Annotated in this window: 16 protein-coding genes; 1 reads left to right on the forward strand and 15 read right to left on the reverse strand. The window is 28.5% G+C overall.

What is annotated here, in order from left to right; genetic code table 11:
* Positions 1 to 204: 204 nt before the first annotated feature.
* The 4 genes from CLPUN_RS13745 to dapA form a co-directional block, all read right to left on the reverse strand.
* Positions 205 to 9,720: a glycoside hydrolase family 94 protein gene (locus CLPUN_RS13745; RefSeq protein ID WP_242954131.1), complete on the reverse strand. Its 9,516-nt coding sequence runs from the start codon at positions 9,718 to 9,720 to the stop codon at positions 205 to 207.
* A gap of 201 nt (positions 9,721 to 9,921) precedes the next feature.
* A complete protein-coding gene (locus CLPUN_RS13750; protein ID WP_077847833.1) occupies positions 9,922 to 11,208 on the reverse strand; it encodes a M18 family aminopeptidase in 1,287 nt (428 codons plus the stop codon).
* A 179-nt stretch (positions 11,209 to 11,387) separates the two neighbouring features.
* A complete protein-coding gene (locus CLPUN_RS13755) occupies positions 11,388 to 11,765 on the reverse strand; it encodes a DUF4351 domain-containing protein (protein ID WP_077847834.1) in 378 nt (125 codons plus the stop codon).
* A 310-nt stretch (positions 11,766 to 12,075) separates the two neighbouring features.
* Positions 12,076 to 12,948, reverse strand: a complete 873-nt coding sequence (gene dapA / locus CLPUN_RS13760; protein ID WP_198944342.1) for a 4-hydroxy-tetrahydrodipicolinate synthase — start codon at positions 12,946 to 12,948, stop codon at positions 12,076 to 12,078.
* A 502-nt stretch (positions 12,949 to 13,450) separates the two neighbouring features.
* Here dapA and CLPUN_RS13765 point away from each other — a divergent pair.
* Complete coding sequence (locus CLPUN_RS13765) at positions 13,451 to 14,626, forward strand: cation diffusion facilitator family transporter (RefSeq protein ID WP_077847836.1); 1,176 nt, start codon at positions 13,451 to 13,453, stop codon at positions 14,624 to 14,626.
* 273 nt (positions 14,627 to 14,899) lie between these two features.
* Here CLPUN_RS13765 and CLPUN_RS13770 read toward each other — a convergent pair whose 3' ends face one another.
* From CLPUN_RS13770 to CLPUN_RS28350, 11 genes are all read right to left on the reverse strand, one after another.
* On the reverse strand, positions 14,900 to 15,622 hold the full coding sequence (locus CLPUN_RS13770) for an amino acid ABC transporter ATP-binding protein (RefSeq protein WP_077847837.1): 723 nt from the start codon (positions 15,620 to 15,622) through the stop codon (positions 14,900 to 14,902).
* Complete coding sequence (locus tag CLPUN_RS13775) at positions 15,609 to 16,268, reverse strand: amino acid ABC transporter permease (protein ID WP_077847838.1); 660 nt, start codon at positions 16,266 to 16,268, stop codon at positions 15,609 to 15,611. Before CLPUN_RS13775 ends, CLPUN_RS13770 begins: the two co-directional genes overlap by 14 nt.
* 61 nt (positions 16,269 to 16,329) lie before the next feature.
* On the reverse strand, positions 16,330 to 17,529 hold the full coding sequence (locus CLPUN_RS13780; RefSeq protein ID WP_077847839.1) for a M20 metallopeptidase family protein: 1,200 nt from the start codon (positions 17,527 to 17,529) through the stop codon (positions 16,330 to 16,332).
* A gap of 198 nt (positions 17,530 to 17,727) precedes the next feature.
* Complete coding sequence (locus CLPUN_RS13785; RefSeq protein WP_077847840.1) at positions 17,728 to 18,579, reverse strand: transporter substrate-binding domain-containing protein; 852 nt, start codon at positions 18,577 to 18,579, stop codon at positions 17,728 to 17,730.
* Between the two features lie 397 nt (positions 18,580 to 18,976).
* Positions 18,977 to 21,223, reverse strand: a complete 2,247-nt coding sequence (gene helD, locus CLPUN_RS13790; protein ID WP_077847841.1) for an RNA polymerase recycling motor HelD — start codon at positions 21,221 to 21,223, stop codon at positions 18,977 to 18,979.
* 336 nt (positions 21,224 to 21,559) lie between these two features.
* Positions 21,560 to 23,677 carry an ATP-dependent zinc metalloprotease FtsH gene (gene ftsH / locus CLPUN_RS13795; protein WP_077847842.1) on the reverse strand — a complete coding sequence of 706 codons (2,118 nt, stop codon included), beginning with the start codon at positions 23,675 to 23,677 and terminating at the stop codon, positions 21,560 to 21,562.
* Between the two features lie 58 nt (positions 23,678 to 23,735).
* On the reverse strand, positions 23,736 to 23,957 hold the full coding sequence (locus CLPUN_RS13800) for a DUF3006 domain-containing protein (RefSeq protein WP_077847843.1): 222 nt from the start codon (positions 23,955 to 23,957) through the stop codon (positions 23,736 to 23,738).
* A 337-nt stretch (positions 23,958 to 24,294) separates the two neighbouring features.
* Entirely contained in the window at positions 24,295 to 24,819 is a 525-nt protein-coding gene (lepB, locus tag CLPUN_RS13805; RefSeq protein ID WP_143329055.1) for a signal peptidase I, read from the reverse strand.
* A gap of 293 nt (positions 24,820 to 25,112) precedes the next feature.
* A complete protein-coding gene (lepB, locus tag CLPUN_RS13810; protein WP_077847845.1) occupies positions 25,113 to 25,670 on the reverse strand; it encodes a signal peptidase I in 558 nt (185 codons plus the stop codon).
* Positions 25,671 to 26,413: 743 nt separating this feature from the next.
* Complete coding sequence (locus tag CLPUN_RS29210) at positions 26,414 to 26,542, reverse strand: hypothetical protein (RefSeq protein ID WP_278281654.1); 129 nt, start codon at positions 26,540 to 26,542, stop codon at positions 26,414 to 26,416.
* A gap of 57 nt (positions 26,543 to 26,599) precedes the next feature.
* Positions 26,600 to 26,786, reverse strand: a 187-nt coding sequence (locus CLPUN_RS28350) for a hypothetical protein (protein ID WP_207652750.1), incomplete at its 5' end; no start/stop codon positions are given.

Here is a 26,786-nt window from a genome sequence, read left to right on the forward strand (position 1 = left end):
AAAGAAAAGTTATATGTACTTCAATAAAAAATCTACATAAAAATAAAAGAAGAAGAAGATATCTAAATTACTCTATCCTCTTCTTCTCTTAATGTTAAATTATTCTTATTTTTACTATATATTATGTTTTCATAATTGAATTTTGAAGTCCACCATTAACTTATCCTCTTAACTTACTTTAACCTTAGTTAATTTTGTTTAGCTTTAAATTAAATATACATTAATATTAAGCTTTCCTGCATTTCTTGGAATTATTCCATCTTCAATTTCCTTTCCATTTATGAATATTTTTATTTGGTTTCCATCCTTTTCTCCTCTTGAGTGTACATCTTCTTCATTTTCTTTCTTTTCTTTTTTGATTTTATTCTCTCCATTATTGTTAAATTGCTTTACATTATCTTCTTCGTTTACTCTACATTGTTTTGCTTTTGCATCATATTCTTCTTTACTCATTCTAGATACCTTTATATTATATTCTTCACTTTCATTTGTAATCTTAAGCTCAAATTCTTGCCATTCCTTTGGTACACAAGGATTTATAATATATCCCTTATCTTTAAATCTTCTAAGCCCTAAAATATTTTCAATTCCAACCCTATACATCCATCCTGATGCTCCAGTATACCAACTCCATCCGCCACGACCTGCATGAGGCTCTTTTATATAGACATCCGCCGCCATTACATAAGGCTCTACTTTATAGGTCATACATTCTAATTCTGTTCTTGTGTGATTTATTGGATTTATCATATTAAAATATTTTACTGCCTTGTCACCAAGACCAAGCTTAGTTAAAGCTAAGATTACCCAAACAGCTGCATGAGTATATTGTCCTCCATTTTCTCTTACCCCAGGCACATAACCTTTTATATAACCTGGTTCTAAATATGAATTATTAAATGGTGGAGCAAGTAATAATATCATACCCTTATCTTTTTTAACTAAATTTCTATCAACTGCTTCCATAGCTTCAATTGCTCTTTTTCTTGAATTTACTGTTATTCTGTCTTTCGCTGTATTGTTATATATTTCATCTATTTTTTCCTCATTATCCTTTTCAAAAGCGCCTGAAATTATTGACCAGCTTTGAGCTAAGGAATCAATTTGACATTCTGGATTTTCTCTTGAACCTAAAGGTACTCCATCATCAAAATATGCTCTTCTATACCAGCCACCATCCCATGCATTCTTTTCTAAATTTTCTCTTATAAATTCTTTTCTTTCATCAAAATGATTTTTTGTTTTTGTATCCTTTTGAATTTCTGCGATTTCAATAAAGCTGTTTAAAATTGAATATAGAAACCATCCAAGCCATACACTTTCTCCTTTTCCTTCATTTCCAACTGTACTCATTCCGTCATTCCAATCTCCACTTCCCATAAGTGGAATATTGTGAACACCAAATTTCAAAGACTTCTCTATAGCTTTTAAACAATGTTCATATATAGTACCTTCCTTTGAAGATTGATTTACTATTGTATATCTTTCATCTTCACCTTCTCTTAAAGGTTCATCTTCAAGATATGGAGCTGTTTTATTCAAAATTTCATAATCACCTGTAGAATTTATGTATTCTGCTGTTACATAAGGCAGCCATAATAAATCATCACTAAACCTAGTTCTTATTCCTGAATTTACAACTGGATGCCACCAATGCTGTACATCACCTTCCACATATTGCCTCGATGCACTCCTTAATATTTGAGATTTTGGTATTTCGGAATCTACAATGCCAAGTGCCATAGAATCTTGAAGCTGATCTCTAAAACCATAAGCTCCGCCACTTTGATAAAACGCACTTCTACTCAAATATCTACAGCTCAAGGTTTGATATAAAAGCCATCCATTTAAAAGATAATCTAGTGATTTGTCCGGTGTCTTAACTTGTATATTTCCTAGGAAATGACTCCAATATTGTTTTACCTTATCTAATTCAGCTTCTACATTATTGAAATTTTTATATTTATTTATAACTTTTTCTATATTATCTCTTTCTTCTTGGCCAAATAGAATTATTAATTCTTTCTTTTCTCCTTTTTTCAATTTAATACTTGTTTGCGCGGCTAAGCAAGGATCATAAATTCCACCACACCTATTACTCAAATCATCACATTTTAGACCTTTAGGCTTAGAAATTTCACCACCAATACCTATGAATTCTTTATTATCACCAGTAAAACTTAACCTTTCTCCACCTAGAATAGTTAAATAAGCGTCTAATTCACCAAAATATTCACTGTATGGATTCCTTCCACCTATAAAACTACTATTGATTCCGCCCCGCTCTGCATCTTGAATTCTTTCGTAGTCATTATATAAATCTCCATTTATATTATTATATAAATTTCCGCTTATATACGTGGAAATATATCTTGAACTATCATACTCATAAACTCCTAAGACAAGCTTCGCATAATAAAATAATGAAATACTTCTCTCCTCATTGCTTAAGTTTTCCAAGGTAACTCTTTGAATTTTTAATTTTTCTCCTTTAGGTGCAAAAATTTCAAGCTTTCCTTTTAAATCATAAGCTATATGGGTAAATTCAGAATATCCAAAGCTATGTTTTATTAAATAATCGCCTGAATCTCTAACTGGTTTTGGGGATATTGAAAAATAGTCTCCAGAAATCTTATCCTTAATATAAAGAGCTTCACCTTGAGCATCTCTAATGTAATCATTGCTCCAAGGTGTTAACTTATTTTCTCTAGAATTTCCACACCAGGTATACCCTGCCCCTGTTTCAGATATGTGAAAACCAAAATCTTCATTTGAAATAACGTTAATCCAAGGTGCTGGAGTATTTTTCAAATCAGATAATTTAATTATGTAGCTTTTATCTTTTTTACTAAAACCACCATACCCATTAAAGAAATCTAAATTTTCCATGTCATCATTTGTTTCATTAGAATTATCTTCTTCCTTTATTTCTTTATTCTTCTCTAATATTTCTTTATTTTTTTCTAATTGACTTCTTTCTTCTATCCCATCTATCGCTTCTATTTCTTCTATATTTGGCGTATCTTCTGATTTATTAGTTGCTTTCATTCCCTTAAGCAAATCATCACCATTTATTAAATCTTCATCGTGATCATATTCTGAATAAATCACATTGGAATTTACCTTAGTCTTTTCATGTTCCTCTTTAATCTTAGAATTATTTCTCAAAGCTATTTGTGAATTTAATCCCTCTTCTTTTAATTGCATATCCATATATGCATTTAAATTTTTCTCTGAATATATATATGAATTTAAATTATTTTTACAATCTACGTATATTCTTGAAATTCCTATTAATAAATTTTTAACTTCAACGTCCATAGTTGCTTTATTATGAATAAATATTCCACCTGGTTTATTCAAGAAATTTCTTTCATTTGATATTCTTATAGCTTCAACAATATTCTTTTGAAGTGGTTCATCATAAGAAATCTCCTCATTATTATATATAACAAAATCTAATTTAACTCCTTTGAGCTGTAAATAATAATGGAATTTTATCATGTTAAATACCAAGTTTAAGTTCTCTTGCTTTTCGATAACAGCCATTATAATGGGTAGATCTCCTGAAATCCCATAAGCCCATAAATCTTTTTGGTGCTTTTTAATATTTGTAATATGTTCTTCTCTATTTTTCCTGTTATTGCTTAAAAAGAATATGTCACTTGCAGCACTTTGGAATACATTAGCCTTGCCACTTCTTATTCCTAGGTTTTTAAGTTCAAGCTGCGTACTTATACTATAATTTTTAAACACTTTATTAAGATTATTGTAATCATCATTTTCTCTGCACATATCTAAAATTTGCTTTTTAGAATCACATATTCCTGTTATAAAGTAAATTTCTCTTTTTGAATGTGGCTCTAATCTAATTCTAACTCGCATACTCATTATAGGATCTAAGACTGTTCCAACTGTATTATTTAAAGCTTTATCATTATCCATAGCTAAAGGTGATTTCAACTCTCTATTCCTGCCAATAAAATTTATTCTAGAAGTTTCATATGTAATACTTCCCTCTAATTCACCTTCTGCCACTATCTTATTAAATATGTATGGAACCTTTGCACCTTTAACTCTTCCTCTTCTGCTTCCTATTAAAATATTTTCTATTTCATCATATTCTGTTTGGATAAATAAATTAGAAAAGGCTGGATGTACTGCATCAGCACTAAATGCTGCTAAAGTTATTTCCATATAACTCGTTATTTCAATACTTCTTCCTTTATCGCTCAAGTTACTTAAACTTAATTTTCTAACTTCAAAATTTTCTTCTGAAGATATAACCAGTTCCATTTCTGTTTCAATGTTACCATCTTTTCTAGAAAACTTTGCTTTGTCTAAATTAAATTCTGCTTTATAACTATCACCTAAGGTTTTACAAGGTTCAAATGTTGAACTCCAGTAATCATTTGAATTTAAATTCTTTATATAAAAGAACATCCCACTATCATCACTTGTAGAATTCCCCTTCCACCTATAAAGCATGATATCATTTTTTTTCGAATAACCACTTCCACTTGCAGTAATCATAGTTGAATATTCACCATTAGATAACAATAAAAGCTGTGGACTATCTTGATTTACTTCTTCAAATATCCTTGGAACCATGATTTCTCCTTCAAAATATCTATTTTTTACAGAGAAATCTTCATTTCTTTCAAAAATTACATTTTGCGGAATTTTTTCTTTTAATAAAAGTTCTGTTGCTTTTACTTCTGGTAAACTATGAAATCTATTTATTAGAATATTATCCTGTAGAATATTATCTAAAGCCATAAGAGACATTCCTAAATGATGCACCATATAATTAACAACTTTATTAATCTTCTGTGGATTATTTATTGTTTCAAACTTATTGCTATTATCATTATCTACATATTTGTCGTAACTTTGCGCAAAGTTATCCACATTATCCACATCATCCACACTATATTTGTTAATATAACCTATATATTTATCCATTGATTTATCCACTTTTTTTGCATACTTATCCACATAATCCAAGTTGTTATCCACATTTTGTGTATAGTTTTCCCCTATTAATGTGTTATTGTAAAAATCATCATTGCTATTACGTAAGTTTTCTATATATTCCTTCTTATTTGACTTCATATAACTCTCATCTAATATTTGAGTCGAAGATGAGCTTTCAAAACCATTATTATCAGTATTAGTATTAATAGCTTCAGTATATCTACCACTCGATGTTTTAATAATAGATGAATCATCAAAATCTTTATTGCTCTTTGTTTCTTCTAAAAATTCACCTTGTTTTTTATCTAAGTGATGCTCTTGCTTTCCTCCTTTAGGAAGCTTCATTATATATTTTCCCTGTCTTGCCTTAGTATAATCTATAGCTTCAATAAATCCATATCTCCCTAAAGCACCTATTTTTTCAAGTCTTTTAAGATTTTTAATTGCAGTATTTTTAGCAAAAGGCAATGTCATTAAAGTTGAATACGGAGATATTACAAGTTCATCTTCAAGTCCTCTCTTTAAACCAAGTCCAGGTACACCAAAAGCCTTGTATTGATAATTTTCTGATGCATCAAATTCATAAAAAGCAGATTCTGATATACCCCAAGGCATTTTCTTCTGTTTTGCAAAACTTATTTGAGCCTTTATTACAGATTTATAAGTTTGACTAAATAAGGTCTTAGGATAATTTCTCATTATTAGCGAAGGCATGAAATACTCAAACATTGTTCCACTCCAAGATACAAGCGCGTGAGTATGAAAAGCATTAGTCATTGCCCTGCTTAATTTAAAATAATGAGCTGAAGGCACATCATTTTTCGCTATAGCAACAAAAGAAGCTATTCTAGATTCTGATGCCAACAAATCATAATAAGAATTTCCAAGTGAATTTTCTTCTACATTATATCCAATAGAAAATAATTCCCTTGTCTTATCATAAAGAAATTCAAAATTCATTTCTCTTGAAAATTGTTCAATATCCTCTATTATCTTATCTATTTTATCCTCATAACTTTTAAACATATTAATTTTTTGACCTAAAGTTTCTCTAAAGTTATCCCCATTTTTTCTCCTATAATTTTCACACCTGTGGATCAATTCAGTAAGATTTGGGATTCCCTCAAAAAATTCTTTGCTATATAACTTTTCTAAACCTTCAAAGATGCTATCGTAATATTTGATTTTCTTTTTGATTTCATCTATAAGTTTATAAAACCAATAATTTGCCTCTTCATTATCTAATTTTAATATACTTTTATTCCATACATCTTCATATAGATTTCTTTCCACATAACTAAGATGACTTTTTTCTTCATTTAACTGTTGTAATTTATTTATTTTCTCATTATCTTTAAATTCCTCAAGCTTATACAATGCTTCTTTTAAAATATTTATATATTCTCCAATATTAAGCTGCGAAACAAATTTAATTTTAATCGATGAATCTTCCTCTTCAATTATCTTATAAATATCATTTAATGCTACTAATTCTTTTAATCTTATTACTTTATTATCTTTAAGCTCAATCATAGCTTGTTTTAACACCCATAAATCACTTAATAAATTTCCACTATCAACTGTTGATACATATCTTGGCCATAGAGGTTTCTTTGTTTTTGTATCATACCAATTTAAATAGTGACCATTCACTTTTTCTAAACTTTTCATACTATTTAAAGTTTGTTCTATCCTATCAATAAACTCCCACATAGTTATATGACCTAAATCGTATGCTACAACATTTGAAATAAGCCCCATTCCTATATTAGTTGGAGAAGTTCTATAAGCCACACCTTTAAATGGCTTTTCTTGATAATTATCTGGTGCTAAATAATTATTTTCCTCATTAATAAAATCTTCATAGTAAGCATATATTCTTCTTGCTATTTTCCTTAAATAATTATTTTCTTCACCTCTTAATATATTCTTATTATCCGAAAGTTTTATACTTATGCAGTATGCAAAATAAGGACTTACTATCCAAAGGGCTGCAACTACTAAATTATATGCAATAACTCCAAATGAATTATTAAAAGATAAATAAATTACTAGCAAACCCATTGCTGGTGAAATCCACATTCTCTTTAAATAAGCTGAAAAGTCATTGCTTGAATTCTTTTCTACAGAATCTGCCGACTGCCATTCCAATAGATTCTTTTTAGAAATGCACACTCTAAATAGCGTTGTAAGTATAGCATCAAGCATTAATAATGCTTGATAAGGAATAAAACTTACTATTAATACTATTTGTTCAAAGTTTTTAAAGGTTCCCATTAATTTATTTTTAGGAGTTACAACAAAATCTGTTATTGTAAATACTAAAGAACTTATTAAACCAAGAAAACAAAGTGCTGCAATTTGATTTCCGCCTGCTAAAATAGTTAATGATAAAATAAGAGCAATAAGCAAATTAGGAGCCAAAAGGCTTCTTCTTAAATTATCAAATATCTTCCACTTATATAATAAAGTCAACTTATTAGAAAATAGCCAGCCTATTAACTGCCAATCACCTCTAACCCATCTATGAAGCCGTTTGCAGCTAGATTCATAAAAACCAGGGTAACCATCAATAAATTCTATGTCACTAACTAGTGCACATCTTGCAATTCCACCTTCTAAGAGATCATGACTCAATATTTTGTTATCTTTTATTGTATCCTTTAGTACCTCATAAAATTTCTCTATGTTGATTATTCCCTTACCAGTAAAGGAACCTTCACCAAATAAATCTTGATATGTATCAGAATAAGCTACTGAATATCCATCAACTCCTTCTTCCCCTCCAAATATTCTTGAGAAGTAAGTTTGATTTTTAGCTTCTAAACTTATAGTAACCTTAGGCTGCATTACTCCATACCCTCTAATAACACGATTATCCTTTATATTAGGTATGTTTAAAACATGACTCATAGCACCTACTAACTTTGAAGCACTCTCTCTTGGCATAAAGGTGTCTTCATCTAATGTAATTAAATATTTAATATCTTTTAATATTTTAATATCTGAACTAAAAACATTATAAGTGTGTTGATTGCTGCCTTTAATGAGAGCCATAAACTCCATAAGCTTACCACGTTTTCTTTCCTTGCCCATATATATTTTTTGCTTCTTATTATAAATTCTAGCTCTGCTAAAAAAGAAAAATCTATTATGAGAGTATTTTTCATTTAATCTTCTGGCACATTCTATGCCACACTTAATTATTTGATCATCATTTTCTTCTACCTCATATCTTGAATCTGAAAAGTCACAAAGCAAAGCAAAATATAAATTTCCATCCTTATTTCCGCAGTAAGCAACTTCTAACTTTTTCATAAGTTCTTTGACTTTTTCTTTAGAGTTTATAATTGCTGGTATTACAACTACAGTCTTGTTTTCATCTGGAATTCCTCTACTAAAATTTAGCTTTGGAACTAGCCTAATTTTCACAATTTTATTTACAATCCAGTTAGTAAGGCCTAATATTATTTCATTTATAGGAATTAAAATAATTAAAAATGAAATTATGTATTGAATTCTTGTATATGAAACTCCTAAGAGACTGGTTATAAGCAAAATAAGAAAACTTATTATAAGAGTTCCAAAAACATTTAAAGCTAAATATATATTTTGTGAAGTCATAAATTTTATATTATTATATCCTTTTAGCTCCTTTACTCCCTCATCAATTAAATAATAGCCCACATGACATTTATAATCTTCCTTATTACTATTTTTGCTAATTTCAGCAAGTTCTAAAACATTGTTTGCTAAATCAATTTCATTTATTGTAAGATTTTTGGCTATTTTTTCAAGCTTATGCCTATAATAATCTTTGGATTGAAAATCCATATTACTGTAGACATTTTCGGGATCTCTTTTTAGGATTTTTTCGACTAAAGACGTATTATCAAAAAACTTCCTCCAGCTTATGCCTTCAATTTTTCTAATATGAGTTATATATTCACCAATATGTCTTTCTAAAAATTCTTCTCTTAATTGACTTTTAATATTATTATTTTCATAATCTAAATTTACTTTCCACTTGGTTTCCATAAATTTATTAAGTCTTTTATCATCTATGGAATTATCTCTTAAAACTCTGAAAAACTCTCTTAAGAATAAGGAACTCATATGTTCAAAATCAACATCAATATTGCTTAATTCTTTATAAATAGTATCAACCTGATTTATATCATCAGACTCATTAATATGGCATTCTGGATTTTTATTGATGATATCTATAACCTTGTCAGCTGTATTTTTTCCTTTTATAATTTCCTTTTGAATAGAAGCAAGTTCATCAGTATATTTAGCTAAATTTATTATAATAGCTGTTTTAAGCATAAGTGGGAAAGCCCATAATTCGCCCATGGTAAAAATAATTTCTTGTTTATTTAATTTAGAATTCAAACTTTTTTCTTGAAGCATATTCATGTAATTTATAAATTTATCACATTCAATTTCATTTTCATTTTTTATATAATCCTTAGCCACTAAAAAAATACGTGGCACTTGTTCACTTGAGCCCATCAAAGTTAAGCTCTTAAAATAATCTATAGGCATCTCCATTTTTATTGCTTTATATTCTTTTTCAATCAAATATATATTATCAAGAAGCCATTCTGAAGCTCCAAGAACCTTGTAACCCTCTTTATATAATTTGCTAAAATACTTGAAATTTTCACGCATGCAAAAAAAGCCATCTGCAAGTTCTCTTAACACATTCTTTCTTACGCCATAAGAATTATTCTTCTTCAAGTAAAAAACTCCCTTCTACATTATGAATAGAGTTATTTTTACCAAAATTACGAAAAATATTCTCACAAACTACTCAATATAAAAAATAACTATCCCTTGCTGAAAATCTTCCAGCCTATTGGATAGTTATTTTAATAATATATAAGATTTAATTAATTTTTTACATTAAATCCATATATGTATATTTAATAGTTAAAAATATTAATTAAAAAATTCAGTGAACGCTTTAATTGTATATTCATTATCCTTAACTGAGGCTAATTCTCTTATTGAATGCATGCTAAGCACAGGCGCTCCCATATCTATTACTGGTATATTTAATTTACTTGCAGTAATTGGTCCTATTGTTGTCCCACCTCTTAAGTCTGATCTATTTACAAAGGTTTGGCATGGAACTCCGGCTTTTTCGCATATTCCTTTAAATACGGCACTTGCATAGCTGTCTGTTGAATAACTGCCTCCTGCTGCAATCTTTAAAACTGGCCCTTTACCTAACATTGGCGTGTTTGTTGGATCACATTTTTCTTGATAGTTTGGATGCATTGCATGGGCTAAATCTGCTGAAATCATTACTGAATTGCTTAACGCTCTTCTAAACTCTTCCCTATCCTTTTTAAGACCTAAAGTTATTCTTTCTAAAATATTTTCTAAAATAGAAGAATTTGCCCCTTGAGCTGTTAAACTTCCTATTTCCTCATTGTCTAAAGCTACTAAAACTTTAGTTTCTTTAATTTTATTGCTGTTTAACAGCGCCTTTAATCCTGCAAATACCATCCAAAGGTCATCTAATCTTCCACAAGATATAAGTTCTTCGTCAGGCCCTACTAACATTCCTTCTGCATATTCATATAAAAATAAATCAAAATCCAATATATCACTAGGTTTTACATTTAAACTTTCTGAAATTAAATTGATTAGATAACCATCTTTTTCTAGTTTATCTTCAACTATTGTAACTAATGGTAATGTATCCTTTTGCTTATTGAACTTATAACCTTCATTTACTTCTCTGTTCATATGTATAGCTAAATTAGGAATTATTAAAATTGGCTTATTAATATCAACTAACTCAACCTTAGGTTTAAATGGATTTTCTCCTTTTAATGTAACTCTTCCGGCTACCCCTAATGGTCTATCAAACCAAGTACTTAGTATTGGTCCACCATAAACTTCAGTATTTAACTTTAAATATTTCCCTTCAACTAACATTTCAGGATTTGGTTTTATTCTAAAGCCTGGCGAATCAGTATGTGCTCCAATTAATCTAAAGCCATCCTTTTCAATATCTCCAGCTCCGATTTCAAATGCAATTACTGCAGAATCATTTTTCGTAATATAATACTTTCCGCCTTTTTCTAAATCCCAATTGTCTTCTTCTTTAATTTCAGTATATCCTTGATTATCTAAAATAGATTTAATCTCAGCTGCACTTTGAAATGCAGTTTTACTCTTATTTATAAAATTTAATAATTCTTGTGTATTAGTCATGTCTTTCTACCTCTTTTTTCTGCCAATCAATTTATTTTCAAATTATAATTAGCTTATTTATATAAATTAACATAATATATGTTGCAAAATAATTATTTTTAAGTTTATAATTTCTATTATTTATTCTATGTCTAACCGTAACTCTAATATATCTATATTTACTTTTATTTTCAAATACATTATGAATTAAAATATTTCTTTAATTCTTCAATTGAATCCATATCAAACATTTCTGTACCTATAATCTCTATTGTTTCTTGTGGTAAAATCATAAGCTGCTTTTTATAGTCCTCTGGTACTATTTTAAATTTTTTTATTAGCTGTCTTATTAATAAATCTTCTTTCTTTTTTGTAGTTTGAAATTCAAAATGCAAATATTCATCATTATCTGTATAAAATAAATAATCCATTGCATTAGTTTTAATATCAATATTTTTTATTTCAGTTTCTGCTTGTGCACTTATTTTAACATTTAATCCAAAAAATTCTGCAGCGCCCTCTTTAAATACCTCCATTGCTTTCTTAAAAACTGCATCTTCCACCTTATTATAATCCATCTAACGTCTCCTTCCAAGTTTTATTACCTATATATTAACCATTTGGAAGAATTTTATGAGAATATATGTTTACAAATACTCATTTTTAATATTATTCTAAAACATAAAAAAACCATGCATAAATAGAGAAAATGCATGGTTTCTAACTATGTATCTGCAAGTATCAACCTAAATATATGGTTAATATATGCATTTATTTTATTTACAAAATCTATAAATATTGGCTTTTAATAACCTAACTGAATTCTTTAAATTTTAAAAATTTGATTTCTAACATGAAATTGTAGTTTGCACATTGTAAATTATCAATTTATATAAGCTTGTTATTTTTAAGCTCAATTTTTAATTTCTCTAAGTTTTTATCTTCCATAGGAAATAGTGGCATTCTAAGTGGACCTACATTATATCCCATAAGTCCAAGTGCTGTTTTTACTGGAATTGGATTTACTTCTATAAATAATGAATTAATAATATCTAAATATTTTGTTTGAAGCTCACAGCTTTCTTTTACTTTTCCCTCAAAGTAAAGACTGCATATCTCGTGAGTTTCCTTTGGCATAATATTTGATAAAACTGAAATTACTCCCTTTCCACCAAGAGATAAAATCGGAACTATTTGATCATCATTCCCTGAATAAATACTAAGATGATCTTTGCAAAGAGATTTTATTCTTGCAATAGCTGAAAGATCTCCACTAGCTTCTTTTGTAGCAACTATACGTGGGTGTTTAGCTAATTCGACATAAGTTTCAGGAGCTATATTAACACCTGTTCTTGACGGTACATTATATAAAATAATAGGAATATTAACTCTATCTGCAATGTAATTATAATGTTTTACTAAACCATTTTGAGTAGTTTTATTATAATATGGTGTAACTAATAAAAGTGCATCAGCTCCAACACTTTCAGCATATTTAGAAAGCTCTACTGCATAAATAGTATCATTAGAACCTGTTCCCGCAATAACTGGTACCCTTTTATTTACATACTCAACTGTAAATCTTATAATTTCTCTATGTTCTTCATCAGTCATTGTTGAAGACTCACCTGTAGTTCCTGCAATTACAATTGCATCACTGCCATTATCAATATTAAAGTCAATTAACTTTTTTAATTCACAGAAATTAATTCCTTCTTCTGTAAAAGGTGTAACAATAGCAACTGCTGCACCTGTAAATATAATATCCTTCATAAAATTTTGCCCCCTTGAATATTTTCTATATAAATTATAACACAGTAAAGTTATAGTATAAACTTAGAATATTTTAAAACTTAAAATATTATCCTTCTAAGTATTAGATTATTTCATATGAATAGTTTGAGCATATATTGCATATGAATAGTTTGGACTGAATTTAATGGTCTAAAGTTTAAATTACAATATATATATTACAATTAGATTTTTCATTTACATAGGATTATAATTACAAGTTTTTAGATGCATATTTATTATTTTAACTTACTATATACATTCTAATAAATAAACTACATACACTTGGCTAACATTCATCTAAGGTACATGAGAGTTTAATGTATTAAATTAATTAGAACTTATATATAAATAATATTTATATGAATATTATTAAAGTGGAAAAAAGTGTTTTATTAAGAAAGAATATTTACTATAATGAATATATTGCATAATTCTAGGTAATTATTTATAAAAGATTGGAGTGTATTTTATGTTTTTTCAACGTGTCGTTAATATATTTATAAAAAATAATTCTAACGTTAAAGATGAAAAAGTCAGAAATTCTTATGGTGTCTTTGGCGGAATCGTTGGAATCCTTATAAATTTTATATTATTCGTTATAAAATTTTGTGTTGGAGTCATTGTTTCAAGTATAGCTATTATGGCAGATGCCTTTAATAATCTTTCTGATGCAGCTTCTTCACTCGTAACTATTTTAGGCTTTAAGCTTTCAAGCAAGCCAGCAGATAGGGAGCATCCCTTCGGCCATGGAAGAATCGAATACCTTTCTGCCTTAATTGTTGCCTTTATGGTAATGTTAGTTGGTGTTCAGTTTATTAAGTCTTCCTTCGAGAGAATAATAAATCCAGCACCTGTGACTTTTGAGTTAATTCCATTTATATTGCTTTTTGTATCTATATTTCTTAAAGTACTGCTTTCCAGATTCAATAAATTTATTGGTGAAAAGATTGATTCTTCTGCTTTAAAAGCGTCTTCTGTTGATGCTCTAGGAGATGTATTCACTTCAACTTGTGTTGTAATTTCATTTTTAGCTGCAAATTTCACCACCTTCCCTATTGACGGATATATTGGAATGATTGTTGCATTATTTATAGTTTATTCTGGCTTCACCTTAGTTAAAGATACTATAAGTCCTCTTCTAGGAGAAGCTCCTGATCCTGAGCTTGTTAATTCAATTAAGGAAATGGTTTTATCTTATGACAATATATTAGGAGCTCATGACTTAATAATTCATAATTATGGTCCTGGTAAATGTATGGCTTCAATTCATGCTGAAATTCCAAGTGATATTAGTGTTGTTACCATCCATGAAATAATTGATAAAGCAGAAAGAGAAATCTCTACAGCACTAAAGATATATTTAGTAATACATATAGACCCTATTTGTATTATTGAAGGAGAAGTTAAAGAAGCTTATGATGAAATCTTATCTTTAATTGAGAAATATGATTATATTGAATCAATACATGATTTCAGAATCGTCGGAGAAGGTAAAATTAAAAATTTAATTTTTGATGTAGTTGTTACGCCACCAAAAGGATTTAATATGGATGATAATGAATTAATCACAAAAATATCTGAAGGTGTAAAAAAATATCATCCTCATTATAATTGCATAATTACTATTGATAAACACTTTGTATAAATAAAAAAACTTTTAATTAAATAAGTAGAGGATAATTTGTTATTTCAGATATAACAAATTATCCTCTATTTAAGTACAATCAAAAAAATAATAGACCAGTATGCTTACCTATTTTTTGTCATACTGCGTCAGCAAGTTCTGCTAACCAAATAAAAATTCACTATGTGAAAGTTTGAAGAAAGAAATTTAAAATTTCGATTCTCACTTTTAGAGCATTACTTTTGGTATATTTGCTTAGTGATTCACAACAAATCATAAATTTGAATTCTCTACTTATAAAACCTTAGATAAAAAGTCTATTGTACGTGGGTTTTTAGGTTTTTTAAATACTTCTTCTGGAGTACCTGACTCTTTAATTTGTCCTCCGTCCATAAAAAGTATTCTATCTCCAACTTCTCTTGCAAAGCCCATTTCATGAGTAACAACTACCATTGTCATTCCTTCTTTTGCAAGGTCCTTCATAACAGTTAAAACTTCCCCAACCATTTCAGGGTCTAAGGCAGAGGTTGGTTCATCAAAAAGCATAACATCTGGCTGCATAGCTAAAGCTCTAGCTATAGCTATTCTTTGCTTTTGTCCACCTGATAACGAAGCTGGATAAGCATCTATTTTATCTAATAAACCTACTTTTTCTAATAAAGCTACTGCAATCTTTCTTGCTTCTTCTTTTGAAAGCCCTTTTACTTTTATAGGCGCTAAACATATATTCTCACAAACAGTTTTATGAGGGAATAAATTAAAGTGTTGGAAAACCATTCCCATTTTTTCTCTCATTTTATCTATATTAGTTGATTTTGAAGTTATATCCTTATCTTCAAAAGTAATTTGGCCAGAGGTAGGCACTTCTAACAAGTTAAGGCATCTTAAAAATGTACTTTTACCTGAACCTGATGGTCCAATTACAACTACAACTTCGCCCTTTGTGATATGCTCATCTATACCGTTTAGTACTTCATTTTTCCCAAAGCTTTTATGTAAATCCTTAACGTATATCACTTGCCTTCATCCTCCTTTCAACATAACCTAATATTCTTGTTAATGTAAAAGTTAATATAAAGTAAACTATTGCTGCCACTATTATAGGTTCTAAACCTAAAGCTGTATTACTTCTTACAATTCCTGCATTATACATAAGCTCTGCAACTCCAATAACAGAAACCATTGAAGATTCCTTAATTATTGAAACAAACTCGTTCCCAAGTGCAGGTAGAATATTCTTAAATGCTTGTGGTATTATAATCTCAAACATTGCTAATCTCTGACTCATCCCTAAACTTCTAGCGGCTTCCATTTGTCCTTTATCTACAGCATCAATACCTGCCCTGATTATCTCAGATATATATGCTCCTGAATTTAACGCTAAAGCAACTGCACCTACCGTCATGTCAGGCATGTCTATACCTATTAATTTAGGTAATCCTATATATATTATATATATTTGAACTAGAAGTGGTGTACCTCTTACAAATTCTACGTAAGCTGTTGCTATATAACTTATTGGCTTAATTTTTGAGCGTCTTAAAAGAGTTAATGCAAGACCTAAAAGAGTACCAAATAACACTGCAAAAAATGCTAATACAATAGTTATTTCTGTTCCCTTTATATAATATTCAGAGTATTTTCCCAAAAATGAAAAATTCAATACGTTCCCTCCTAATTTTTAAATAGTAAAACTACAATTCACTATTATAAATTATTAAATGTTAATTATCAACTTCTATTAAATAATCTATAGCAGCTTGTAAAAATAAAGCAACTCCTTTATGTAATACTGAATCATCCATAACGTATTTTGAATTATGAAGTGGATATACTATTCCATCTTCAAAAGCCATAGGATTGTATAAATAAAAATAACATCCTTTAACCTTATCAAAGAAAAATCCAGCATCTTCTGCTCCCATAAGACAATCATTCTTTCTAATATGAATTTCATCTTCTTTTAATATTTTCTTAGATGATTTTACAAATCTGTCTACCATATCATCATCATTAACAACACCTAAGCAGCCACCATCAAAATTCAATTCAAAATCTGCTCTCATCATTTTAGTTAAACCTGCTACAATTTCTTCTATTCTTTTTAATACATATTTTCTTGTTTCAGCATCTGTATTTCTTGCAGTTCCTTTTATCTCTACTACATCTGGAATAATATTATTAGAATTTCTTCCTCCTTGAATACTACTAAAACTTATTACCGTTGGTATAGTTTGTTTTATTTCTCTCGTTAAAATATACTGAATATTGTTAATAACTAAGGTCGCAATAGAAATTGGATCTATACATAAATCAGGAGTAGATGCATGACCACCCTTTCCAATTATCTTTATGTTAATTGGATCTTCAAAAGCACTTAAACTTCCATATTTAGCTATTACATCTCCATTTTTACAATTATCTGTGTAATTATCAACATGTAGGGCCAATATTGCATCTACCTTAGGCTTTTCTAATACCCCATCTTCAATCATTGCTAATGCCCCACCAGGTGCACATTCTTCTGAAGGTTGAAATATTAATTTGATTTTCCCATTTATTAAATGTTCATTTTTTTTAAGTATCTTAGCTACACCAAGTAATATTGCCATATGTCCATCATGACCACAAGCATGCATATTCCCATTTTCAGATTTGAAATCTAAATTTGTTTCTTCTTCAATTTCTAGAGCATCCATATCTGCTCTTATTGCAATAGTTTTTCCTTCTTTATTACCTAAAACAGCACATATTCCAGAATGATTTTTATATGTAACATATTCCACACCCATTTCATCTAATTTATTTTTTACATATTCAGATGTCCTTGGCAAAACCATTCCTATTTCTGGTATTTTATGAAGATCTCTTCTCCATTTTATTAATTCATTATTAATATCTAAAGCTTCATTTATTATATTCATTTTATTATCACGCCTCTATCTGTATTGAGTTCTAATAAGTTAAGGCATCACATTCTTAATATTTTAAGAAGTGTTGCCTTAATTTATAAGTTAAATATGTTCTAAATTTTTTTATATAATCATACTCACTATTTTAGATATATACTATCTTTATTTTCTTTACAATATTATATATTTAAATAATTAATATTAATTATATTATTGTTCCATTGCTATTTTGTTTGCTTCTACAAAAAATTTATTAATCTTATCTTCGTCTTTTAATTTCTTTAATGTTTTATTAATTTCTGTTTGTAACTCAGTTGAACCTTTTTTCATTGCTATTGCACATCCACCATCTGGATCTTTAATTTCTAAACCTTTGGCAACTGCAACTCCTTCATTCTTTTGAACAGTTAAATCTGCAACTGTTGACTCAACTAAAACTGCATCTACTTTTTTATTTTTTAAATCTAATACTAAATCAGGAACTTTCTCTAATGATTTAATATCCCCTGCCTCAAAATTAGTTTTTGCTATACCTTCTTGAATTGATCCCTTTTGAACTCCAATCTTCTTTCCTTTTAAATCTTCTATTTTAGTTATTGAAGCTTCTTCTCCTGCTCTAAGTATAAATTTATGTGTTGCAGTGAAGTATATATCTGAGAAATCAGCATTTTGTTTTCTTTCCTCTGTTGGCGTCATACCTGAAAATATCATATCAACTTTATCTGCTTGAAGTGCTACAAGTAAACCGTCAAAAGCCATATCTTTTACTTCAAGTTCTACTCCTAAGTCTTGAGCAAATTGTCTTGCAATTTCAATATCAAAACCAACTATTTTATCTTTTCCATCTACTTGTGTATGGAATTCATATGGTGCATAATCTGCACTTGTACCAACAACAAGTTTTCCTTTTGATTTTATTGCTTCTATTCCTGTAGCTTTAGCTGTAGTACCTTCTTTTTTTTCAGCATTTCCCCCGTTTGTACTTCCACAACCTACCACGCTTATGGCTATAGTTGCCACTGCTGCTATAGCTATTAACTTTTTAACAATTCCTTTTTTCATATATTAATACCTCCACAATAATTTTTCCATTTATAAACTAGTATAATTATACACATTTTTTTATATTTACTCAATAGAAATATATTAATTTTTTAACTTTTTCTTATTAAAATTAAATTTTTATTAGCTTTTATTAGTATATCTACTAATTTATTTTTTATGTGTGAACTTTACAATTAACAATGCGCAATTTACAATTAATGTTAGAAGCATAGATTTCTAAAAAATAAAAAAGCCCGTAGGCTTTTTTATTAATTTTCACTCGTTAATTACTAATCATAAATTATCAATTAACTTTCCTGCTATTTATTTTTTCACATCTGAATATTTTGTGAAAAATTATTCACTTAAACACATAAAAGAAAATAATAGAACAAAGCTGCAATATATATTTGCCTTAAAGCACTAGGGTTTCAATTACAGATAATCTATGCAAAGCTCTAGTACACATTATATATTTTAACAAAGGTTGAATCTCTTTATTATCGACTACTACTACGCCATCAAATTCTAAACCTTTTGCTAAATAAGCTGGCAACAGTACTTTTCCCCCTTTATAAACAACATCTTCGTTATCTAAGCTTTGTATACTAATTTTTTCTTTAACAAGAGGTGCATATTCAGCTAATTCCCTCTTATCCTTAAAAATCACTGCAATGTTTTCAAGCCCCTCTTCTTCATAGTCTTCGACTATTGATAACAGTGTATCTATAAAATCCTCTTTTGAAGAAACCTTTTCCTCAATAACAGGTTCTCCATTTCTAACTAAAGGAACTATTCTATCTTCATCTACAAATTGATTTGCATATTCCATTATTTCTTGAGTTGATCTATAACTTTTATTTAAGTCATAAGGTTTAATTTCTGCCTTAGAATCTTTAAATATTTCATCTAAATGAAGCATTGCAGGTTCTTCATCAATTGTAATTAATCTTTGATTAGAATCCCCAACTATTGTATAACTATTGCAGCCTGTCATACCTTTAATTATTTCAAATTGTATAAAGCTATAATCTTGTGCTTCGTCAATTACAACATGTTTTATCTCTGATTTTACCTTTAAACCTTGTAATTTTATACTTAAATAAAGTACTCCTACTAAATCTAAATATCCTAAATTTATTATGCTTTCATCTATAACATTATAATTCTTCTCTTTTTCAAGAGGAAAGTCTACTCCCATTCGTTCACTTAAAATTTTACTTAAGCTATTCATGTCCATTTTTTCAAAAGCTTCTTTTTTACCATTGCAGATTCCTGAACCTATAATCTTCTTATAAATATCCATTACTGGTTCAACCTTAAGCCAAGCATCTAGCTCGTTACGAGAATTTATAACTTCTCTTATGGTTTCTCTTATTTTTATTTTTCTTAGATATTCTATATTACCCTTTTCTATTTCTAACTCTTCTTCTGATAGATTATTTATCTTTTCCTTCATTTCTGCATTTATCTTGTAAACTTCTTCATCTCTTTTATCCTTAATCTTCGAAGTTAAGATTCTTCTTATCTTTTCACTTCTTCTAAATAAAGGCATATCCTTATAATAAACAGTAAACAACTCTATTATGTCTTTAATAGAAACTATTTCTTCATCCTTAAATTTAACTGACTTTATTTTAAAATATTCTTTTTCTAAAGTTTCTATTATTAAGTCTAACAATTGAACAAACTTTTTAGAAGTTTTATATTGATATTCTTTTAAAACTTCTTCATTTCCATTCATAGCATCTTCAATATAACTCTCAAAGCTCTTTAGCTTTTCATGTTCTAATCCAAGCTCTTTCTTTACAAAGTTTTCAAAGGTAGTTTGTTTTATATTTCCTTCTCCAAGGGATGGAAGTACTTGGGCTATATAATCCATAAAGATATCATTAGGTCCGAATATTAATACTTTATCTCCAAATTGCTTTCTAAAATTATAAAGCAAATAAGAAATTCTATGAAGTGCAATAGTTGTTTTACCTGAACCCGCAACTCCATTTACAACAACTATTTTGTTTCTATCTTCTCTTATGATTTCATCTTGTTCCTTTTGAATAGTCATTACTATATCTTTTAGCTTATCAGAAGAATTTTCAGTTAAAACCATTTGAAGTATTTCATCCTTAACATCTAATGCTGAATCAAATACACCTTTTAACTGGCCCTTCTTAATTATAAGCTGCTTCCTACTTAATATATCTGCTGTTCTTTCCCCTGATGGTGGATTATAAGAGGCTTCTCCAAGTGTTCCCTTATAAAATAAGGCTGCAATTGGAGCTCTCCAATCAACAATTAATGGCTCATAACTATCTTCCAAGGTTAAACCATATCTCCCTATGTACATGTCTTCTGGAACATCTTCATCTTCCTTAAAAGTAATCTTACCAAAGTAAGGAACTTCCTTAAGCTTAGTATATTCCATAAGCCTTTTATCAATTGTCTTATATGCTTCTTCTTGAACATAATTTTCATGATCAAAATAATCTATAACTTGATCTTCATCATCCTTATAATCTTCAATATATTTCTTTCTTGAGTCAAGGATATACTTTGTAACATTTTTTCTTCTATCTAAATAACTTAAAATTTCTTTATTTAATATCTCTAAAATTTCATTTAATTTATTTTCTTCTCTTAAGAAATCTAATTGTGTATCCAAATATTCCAACCCCTTTAATTTCGTTAACAATTACGCGTTAACTGTTAATATTTGATAATTATTAATAAATACTCATTGTGGTTTATAAAAATTTATTTTTTATTACCACAGGATTCGTCTCATAATTGTACCTTGTGTATTGTTCCTTGTCAATTGCTTACATATAACATTAAAAATACATGGTTAATACAAGCTGAAACTTTCTTTATTGCTTCTGCAATTCAACTGTAAAATGCACAATGTGGGAGTAAAGCTTAATTTTAGTCTTATCCCCCATTGTGCATTAGTAATTTTTCATTTTAACTTAATTAATAATTTTCAGATGAAGCTTTATGATTATATTTCTTTATTTATTTCATCAACTATAACTTCATTATTTTCCACAGCTTCACCCTTAGTTCCACTTTCATTTTTAACTGGTTCTTCATTATTAGAAGTTATAACTTTGTCAGCTGGATTAATAACATCAGTTTCAACTCTTCCATCAATCTTTGCTGTCTTATCACCTATAGTAATATCTAAAGAATGCTTTCTAGCTCTTCTTTCTTCTAATTCTTTCACTCGCTTTTCATTTTCTGATTTTTCTTTTTCCTTTTCTTCCTTCATTTCAGGATATTTCTCATAAACAATTTCAAAGAATTCATCCCCAAATATGGTTTCCTTCTCTAAAAGAACTTCAGATATCTTATCTAATAAATCTCTATTTTCTTTAAGAATTTTTCTAGCATTTTGGTGAGCTTCTCTTATTATCTTTAGTGTTTCTTCATCCAAAATAGTTGAAGTTTCTTCACTACAGTTTCTCACAGCTCTACCATCTAAGTATCTATTTTGTATTGACTCTAAGGCCATCATATCAAATCTGTCACTCATACCATAAATAGAAACCATACTTCTAGCTGATGCAGTGGCTCTTTCTATATCATTTGAAGCACCTGTTGAAACTAAATCAAAAACTTCTTCTTCTGCTGATCTACCACCAAGCATTACTATTATTTGATTCATCATTTCTTCTCTAGAAGTTAAATATTTTTCTTCTTCTGGTAATTGCATAGTGTAACCTAAAGCACCCATAGTTCTAGGAACTATAGTTATTTTATGAACTGGATCTGCTCCCTTAAGCATTGCTGCAACAAGCGCATGCCCTACTTCATGGAAAGCAACCACCTCTCTTTCCTTAGGTGATAAAATTCTATCTTTCTTTTCCTTACCTGCTATTATAACTTCAACAGCTTCTCTTAAATCTTCTTGAAGAACAGTTTTTCTTCTTCTTCTTACAGCTCTTAAAGCCCCTTCATTAATAATATTAGCAAGGTCAGCCCCTACAGCTCCTGGAGTACTTCTAGCAATTTCAGTTAAATCTACATCTTCACCCAAGATTACATCTTTAGCATGAACTCCAAGAATTGCTTCTCTTCCTTTAAAATCTGGTCTATCAACTATAACTCTTCTATCAAATCTACCTGGTCTAAGCAAAGCCTTATCAAGTATTTCTGGTCTATTTGTAGCTCCAAGTAAAACTACACCCTTAGATGAATCAAATCCATCCATTTCAGAAAGTAATTGATTTAAAGTCTGCTCTCTTTCATCATTACTTTGCATTTGATTATCTCTACTCTTACCTATTGCATCAATTTCATCTATAAAGATAATACATGGTGCTTTTGCAACAGCATCTTTAAATAATTCTCTAACTCTTGAAGCTCCAACTCCCACAAACATTTCAACAAAGCTTGAACCTGAAAGAGAGAAGAATGGTACTTTCGCTTCTCCTGCTACAGCCTTAGCAATAAGTGTCTTACCTGTTCCTGGAGGTCCTACGAGTAGAACTCCCTTAGGCAATTTAGCTCCAATTTGAGTATATTTATCTGGAGCATTTAAGAAGTCTATAACTTCTTTTAAAGATTCTTTAGCTTCTTCCTGCCCTGCTACATCATCAAAGGTTACCTTTATTTCGCTCTCCATATAGACCTTAGCGTTATTCTTTCCGATGCCCATGACACCGCCTCCGCCGCCTCCCATTTTAGAGAATAAAAATCTCCACATTAATAATATAGCTACCATAGGTAATATCCAGCTAAGTAAAAAATTCATAATCGGAGTTTCCTTAGGGTTTTTACCCGTAAAATCGACTCCTGCTGACTTTAATTTAGTTATTAAAGTTTCATCATTTACATTTGCTGTATATAAAGTTTTTCCTTTATATTCTTGGTTATTTTCACTTGGTGTTATTAATAAGTTTTCATTAGTTATGATAACCTTTGAAATCCCCTTATTATCAAGCAATTTTTCAAATTCACTGTAATTAATTTCTTTATTTACAGCTGAATCTCTAGCATAATTAAATGCCCATAAAAATGCAATTGCTATTAAAAAATAAGTAGTTGCAACTATAATTGAATTCTTATTTTTATTATTCTTATTGTTATTTCCATTGTTCTTGTTATTGTTCTGCATCTAATCACCTTCCTCAATCTTAATTATTTTTATTCTTTAGTAGTATTTATCGATTAAATCATTCTTTCCACATATCCTTCATAAGATTCTCTATTTGCTTTCTTCGATTAAAGGTGAATGCTTTATCTATTTCAAAATATTCTCCTTTATTAATTAAAATATCTCCTTCCTTAAAGTCGCCTCTAATATTGTCTGTAGATATTCTATGCATATCTCCATTTTCCATTTCAACAACAGCATACTTCTCTTCAATTCTATCTACTATATATTTTTTATTCATTTGACATCCTCTTTCATAGATATATATTAATTCAAAGATTAGTTAACCAACCCTTTATCTAGTAGTAAACTGCTTATTATATTGGATTAATCAAAGCTTCTTCGCCTATCTATCTATCTATCTATCTATCTATCTATCTATCTATCTATTATTAGCATTCATTAAAAATAACTCTTAAAGATTCTTAGCTAGACTTAAATATATTTCTTATTTACATATTAATGAACTTCTGTACTAAAACAATCTCACAGTTAAGCCTTTATGTATTTGCTAAGAAAACTTATTGTGTAAATAATTATATCCTAACTCTAATATTTATAAACTCATTGAAAAATACTTATTTGAGAATTCCAAAATCATCAAATGGATAAAATTTCAATCTTGCCCTCCCTTGTATATCTGAAGCATCTATATATGGATTAATCCATCTTCTAGCATCATTTGAGCGGGCTCTGTTATCGCCTAAGAAAAAGAACTTATTAGCAGGTACATCATATATGCCATCAAATTTCTCATTGTTTTTTACATACTCTTCCTTAGTATCTTCTCCATTTATATTAACAATACCATTGTGTATTTCAATATGATCTCCTGGTAATCCAATTGCTCTCTTTATAAGTATCTCACTTAGTTCTTCTGAATAAAATACAATTATATCTCCTCTTTGAATTTTGCTGGTATCATAAGTTTTGGTTACTACTAATTTATCTCCAATATTTAGAGTTGGAACCATTGACTCACTTGGTATATAAACATTATAAACTACAAATTTATTTATTAAAAATGCTATTCCTATTGCAGCTATTATTGGAATTATCCATTCTCTAAAAATCCCACCCTTTGCAAAAACAGTTGAAACCATAAATTCCTTAAATGAATTCTTGTCCTTATTAGTTTCTATTTCTTTTGTTTCCAAATTATTGGTATTAGATACATTTTTTGATTTTTCTGCAGCATCTATATCTTTTGACTCCATTATATTCTCACTTTCTCCCATTAAATACTCTCCTCTTTATGAAACTTACTCATATTTTTTTGATTTAGATGGTTAATATATTATTTTAATACCATTTATACTTTTATTCAATATTAATTTACAAATTATTATGGTATTAACTTACAAATTATATATAGTATAAACCTAAAAGCTATTTATTATTTTATTATCTCAAAATCTTTTATAGGATAATACTTTATTCTTGCCTTTCCTTCTATCTTTGATTCATCAACATATGGATTTGACCAAAATCTCGAATCATTAGAATGCGCTCTATTATCACCTAAAAAGAAATACTTCCCTGTTGGAACTTCAAAAGTTCCACTATATCCTATTAGATTATTCTTTACATAATCTTCTATAAGCTGTTCCCCATTCCTAAAAACAACACCATTTTTAATCTCTATTTTATCTCCTGGAAGCCCTATTAACCTTTTTATTAGTATATCGCCCTTAAATTCATCATTTTTAAATAATACAATATCCCCTTCCTTTAAACTTTTATAATCATGTACTCTTGTAACAATAAGCCTATCCTTGACCTGTAAGGTTGGAATCATTGATCCACTTGTAATCCAAACTCCATAACCCACAAAGTTCCATACGAAAAGTGCTACACAAGCAACAATTGCTATATCTATTATCCATTCCTTTATTGTTGACTTCTTTTTAGATTTTTTATCTGTTATTATTTCAACTTCATTACTTTCTTCCACAATGCTGCCTCCATACTATATATATTAATATTCTTATTTCAAAAATATATTTCTATCACATTTTTATAAATTCATTTTCTATACTATATTTAGTATAACATATTTTATTCTCTTAAATATTTACAAGTTGTTAATTTTTAAACATAATTCTCCAATTTCCTAACAAAGAAACATATAGATACATAAAATTGAAATTTATGGTGTAAAAGCTTTGCAATAAATTGTATTTAGATTCTGTGAGGGAAATATATAAACGTATCATAAAGTTGTAGAATTTTAATATAAAAGCATTTTTTATTCTATAAAAGCTACATACTTAGAGTCTTTTTTTATTTACATTACACATCAAAATAAAAAAAGTAGAAGTAATTAGTTAATCTTCTACTTTTCCTACTTTCATGTTTTTAATATGATATGCTTCCCAGTAAAAGTGGGTGTTAAATAATTATACCAAATTTTAACTTAGTGTATTTTATTGTATCTATTAATTATTGAAATTACTTCAAACCTCAGATATAAAATATCAAATCTTCACATATTATATTTTTTAATAATATAACATATCTTGATGATGGTCGACAAATTGTAGGTATTTTAAAATTTGCCGATCAGTTTTCCTATAATCAAAGTAACATTAGCATTTCAATTTTATTTTCTTTATTATTTTGTTATCTTAATGGATAATTCAACTTGTTATTATATGGATAATTAAAAGTTGTATTTAGTATATAAAAATGCTGGTTTTAATTATTCTTTTTATATGGATATGTTTTTCCAAATATCTCTTCTATTCCATCCTTAAAATTTGTTATATCATCAGTATACAATATTCTTAAATTTGTAATTGTTCTTGAAATAGAAACACATAACAAATTTTTAATTTTCTCAAATTTAACTTTATCTGTCTCATTTAATGCTTTTGATTTTGTTTAATTTTTAAAGAAAAAATCAAAATGCTCTCTATTTCTTCCAAATGCATTTTCCATTATTATAATAATATTACTAAACTCTAATCCTTTAGTTCCATGATAGGTATGATAAATTATTTTACCATCCTGTTCATTTAATATATATTTATACCATAATATGTTTAGATATTTATGTAAAATAATAATG

It is taken from the genome of Clostridium puniceum, assembly GCF_002006345.1.
Taxonomy (GTDB): Bacteria; Bacillota; Clostridia; order Clostridiales; family Clostridiaceae; genus Clostridium; species Clostridium puniceum.